Source organism: Mycobacterium pinniadriaticum (assembly GCF_026242045.1).
In the GTDB taxonomy this organism is placed as follows: domain Bacteria; phylum Actinomycetota; class Actinomycetes; order Mycobacteriales; family Mycobacteriaceae; genus Mycobacterium; species Mycobacterium pinniadriaticum.
Genome location: NZ_JAPJDO010000088.1, coordinates 1 through 3,075, shown reverse-complemented (window position 1 = coordinate 3,075; position 3,075 = coordinate 1). Strand labels below are relative to the sequence as shown.

The window sequence follows — 3,075 nt, the reverse complement described above, 5'->3', positions numbered from 1 at the left end:
TGTTGCCCGTCGCTGTGGATGAGGATGTCGGCGTCATTGGCGTTGGTGATCAACTGGCGATGAGAACGGCCCCGCTCGGTGTGGTGAGCGGGGCCGTGGTGTTCTCGGTGACGGGATCGTCGCCGTGGTGACGTGGTGGTCGTCGTGGCGACCCGAAGTTGGTTCAGTCTGTTGCTGTTTCGCTGATGGCGATGCGGGCGGCTTTTTCCCCGACGATGGAATGACTGGCTGCGAAGGCGGCGGTCAGTGCGTGCAGGGCGAGGTTGTTGACTGCGCGGGGGTGCCCGCGTGAGGCGTTGTGGATCAGGGTGATCGCGTCATCGGCGAATAGGACATCGGAGCGGCCGGCGATTTTGGTGTGGTGGTTGATGTAGTCGGCGGTGTCGGCCGGGCTCATGCCGGGCAGGGTGTAGCGCACCGCGATGCGCTGATCCAGGGCGGCCAGGACCCCGAGACGCAGTCGGTGGCGCAGGGTGGGTTGGCCGACCAGCACGACGGCGAACGGGGAGCCGGAGTCCATGTCGTGGTTGGTCAGCAGGCGGATCGCTTCGAGTTGGTGGTTGTCGAGCAGGTGGGCTTCATCGACGACCAGCACGGGGTTGCGGCCGCGTTCGGCGTGCTCGGCGGCCAGCGCGTCAGCGGCCTGCGGGGCCAGCCGTGCGGTGTGGAACACCGGGGTGTGGCCGAGGGCGGCCACGATGTGGGTGAGCATGCCACGCACTCCGATGGTGGGGTTGGCCAGGTAGATGATGATGTGGCGGGCCGGGTCCAGGGCGGTGGCGGCGGCGCGGATGGCCACGGTTTTGCCCGCACCGACTTCGCCGGTGATGACCCCGATGGCACATTGGTCCACGCACCAGGAGATCCGGGCGATCGCTTCGCTGTGGCCGGGGTGGCGGTGCAGCATCGACGGGGCCAGGTCCCGCCCGAACGGCATCCGGGAGAAGCCCCAATGTGATTGCAGCCGTTGAATACTCACGCCGACACCTCATCCTCGAAGTCTGCCTGGGTCGGGTCGATGTCGGTGATCGACCACTGACCGGGAATCTGAACATCGCCAGCACGCGGGCCGGCGATCAGCTCAGTGTCAGGCCCGTAGAGGGCGTGGTAGCCGATCCGCTCGTCATCGCGGAGTTGGTCATGGTGGGAGGCCGCAGTCAACGCCAGGTAGTCGATCCCCGTCGCCGCCGGCAGGGCCGGGTCAGCAGTCTCAGGTCGAGCCTTTGGGTGGGCATGACGGCTGATGGCATGCGGCAGCGCGGCGCCGAAACTCTGGTCGCGGTAGCGGACCTCGATGGTTTCCAGGTCGAATGGGGAGAACACCAGTTCCACGCGGCGTCCGGCCAGGGCGGGATCGACCCGGTAGGTGTTGGAATGCAGCGACACGGTGGCGGTTTTGGTGACCACCCGAAACTCCGACCACAAGAAGGCTTCGGTCAGATCCGCGGCGGTCGGCAACGACGGAGCGTGACCGAGCCGATCGAAGCCGGCCTCCCAGCGGGCCAGCGGGGATTGCCCGGTCTCGGAATGGGTGCGACGGTGGTATTCGGTTTCGACCCAGGCCATGAACAGCCGGTTGAGCTCCAGCAATGCCGCGGCGTGGTTGACCCCGGCGGCGGCGAGGTCCTCAGCGGTGGTGTCGGTGACCTCAACGAGGAACTGTTCACGCACGGTGCGGAAGAACCGTTCGATCTTGCCGCGGCCCTGTGGCCGCCCAGGCGCGGAGTGCACCAGCCGGATCCCGAGTTTCGCGCACGCCCGCAGCAGCCAGGCATCGACGAACGCCGAGCCGTTGTCGACATAGATCCCGGCGGGCACGCCGCGGGCGGCCAGCGCGGGTTTGAGCGCCGCCGCCAAGCGGACGGTGTCTTCGGCAAACCCGAACCGGTGCCCGACCACCAGCCGGCTGTGATCGTCGAGGAAGGCGAACAGGTAGGTCTTGCGGTCCCCGACCCGCGGGCCGTGCAGAGCGTCGCCGACCCAGAGCTCGTTGGGATCGGCGGCTTCGAACCGGCCGAACACCTCGCCGGGCTGACCGGCAGCCGGGCCCATCAGCTCGCAGCGGTGGAAATGGCGCAGCAGCGTCGATTCCGAGGGCGCCCATCCGGTGGCGGTGCGCAGGATGCGGGCCACCTGGGCGGCCGTGCGGGCCGGGTTCTCCCGTTTCAGCGAGGCGGCCAGCTCCAGCACCTGGACATCGGTGCGGGTGGCCAGCCGCCGCGGTTCGGGCACCAGCGCTTCGAACCCGCCGGCCCGGTAGCGCCGGATCCAGCGATCCAGCGTCGCGCGTGCGATCTGCACCTGGGTGCCGAACGGGTCGATATGGCTGCGTTCGGCGATCTCGCGGACCAGCCGGCCGCGTTGGCGGGTCGACAACCCGGCCTCCAGCGCGGGACAGATCAGCTGGTACCGGAACAACCCGATCGCTTGAGCCCGTTCCCGACGCTTGTGTTCCTCCAACGACACCGCAATGTCCTCCTCGCAATAGAAGGCCCTGCCCGAAACCGTTTGTCGGGCAGGTGCCTTGGCGAGGATCACCGATCACCGCGGCGCGCGTCAGGGGCAACTGGTGTTGCTCACACACCCCGGGTAGGCGGTGGCCAGCCCGGCGCCAACAGCCGGCCCCTGCTGACGGCGACCGTCACCTGCGCCGCCGTCACCGCGCCCAGCAACCCGGTCGACCCGAACCGCTGACCGATCGCCGCCGCGGCTGCCCCGACCGCCGCCACCACGTCACGCCACGGGCAGCCGAAACCGTCCGGGATCATCACCTCGATCCCGGTGCGCACCGCCACGCCGAGGAACCACGTCCTCATCGATTCCAGACGACCCACGGCTCGGCGCAGCCAGCCCCGCACCGTAGCCGCCGGCACCATCAGATCGATCGCGATCCGGCGATGCCCAATACCCCGGGCACGCGCCGACAGTGCCATCCAAATCTGTTCGGCCGCATACGCTCTGCGCAACAGCATCGTGACCGGCAACAACACGTGGGTGACCAAACAGGAGCGGCACCGAGCCCGCCGCGGCCGCACCGGATCATCGAGTCCTTCAACCTGGCGGGACCGGGCATAC

The 3,075-nt window shown here is 68.5% G+C and carries 3 protein-coding genes; all 3 read right to left on the bottom strand.

Annotation, left to right across the window (positions count from 1 at the left end):
* Window positions 1-163 precede the first annotated feature (163 nt).
* Entirely contained in the window at window positions 164-937 is a 774-nt protein-coding gene (locus ORI27_RS32695) for an ExeA family protein (RefSeq protein ID WP_407666522.1), read from the bottom strand.
* Window positions 938-975: 38 nt separating this feature from the next.
* A complete protein-coding gene (locus ORI27_RS32690) occupies window positions 976-2,466 on the bottom strand; it encodes a DDE-type integrase/transposase/recombinase (protein WP_456085476.1) in 1,491 nt (496 codons plus the stop codon).
* 110 nt (window positions 2,467-2,576) lie between these two features.
* On the bottom strand, window positions 2,577-3,075 hold a 499-nt coding region (locus tag ORI27_RS32685), incomplete at its 5' end, for a helix-turn-helix domain-containing protein (protein WP_266001399.1).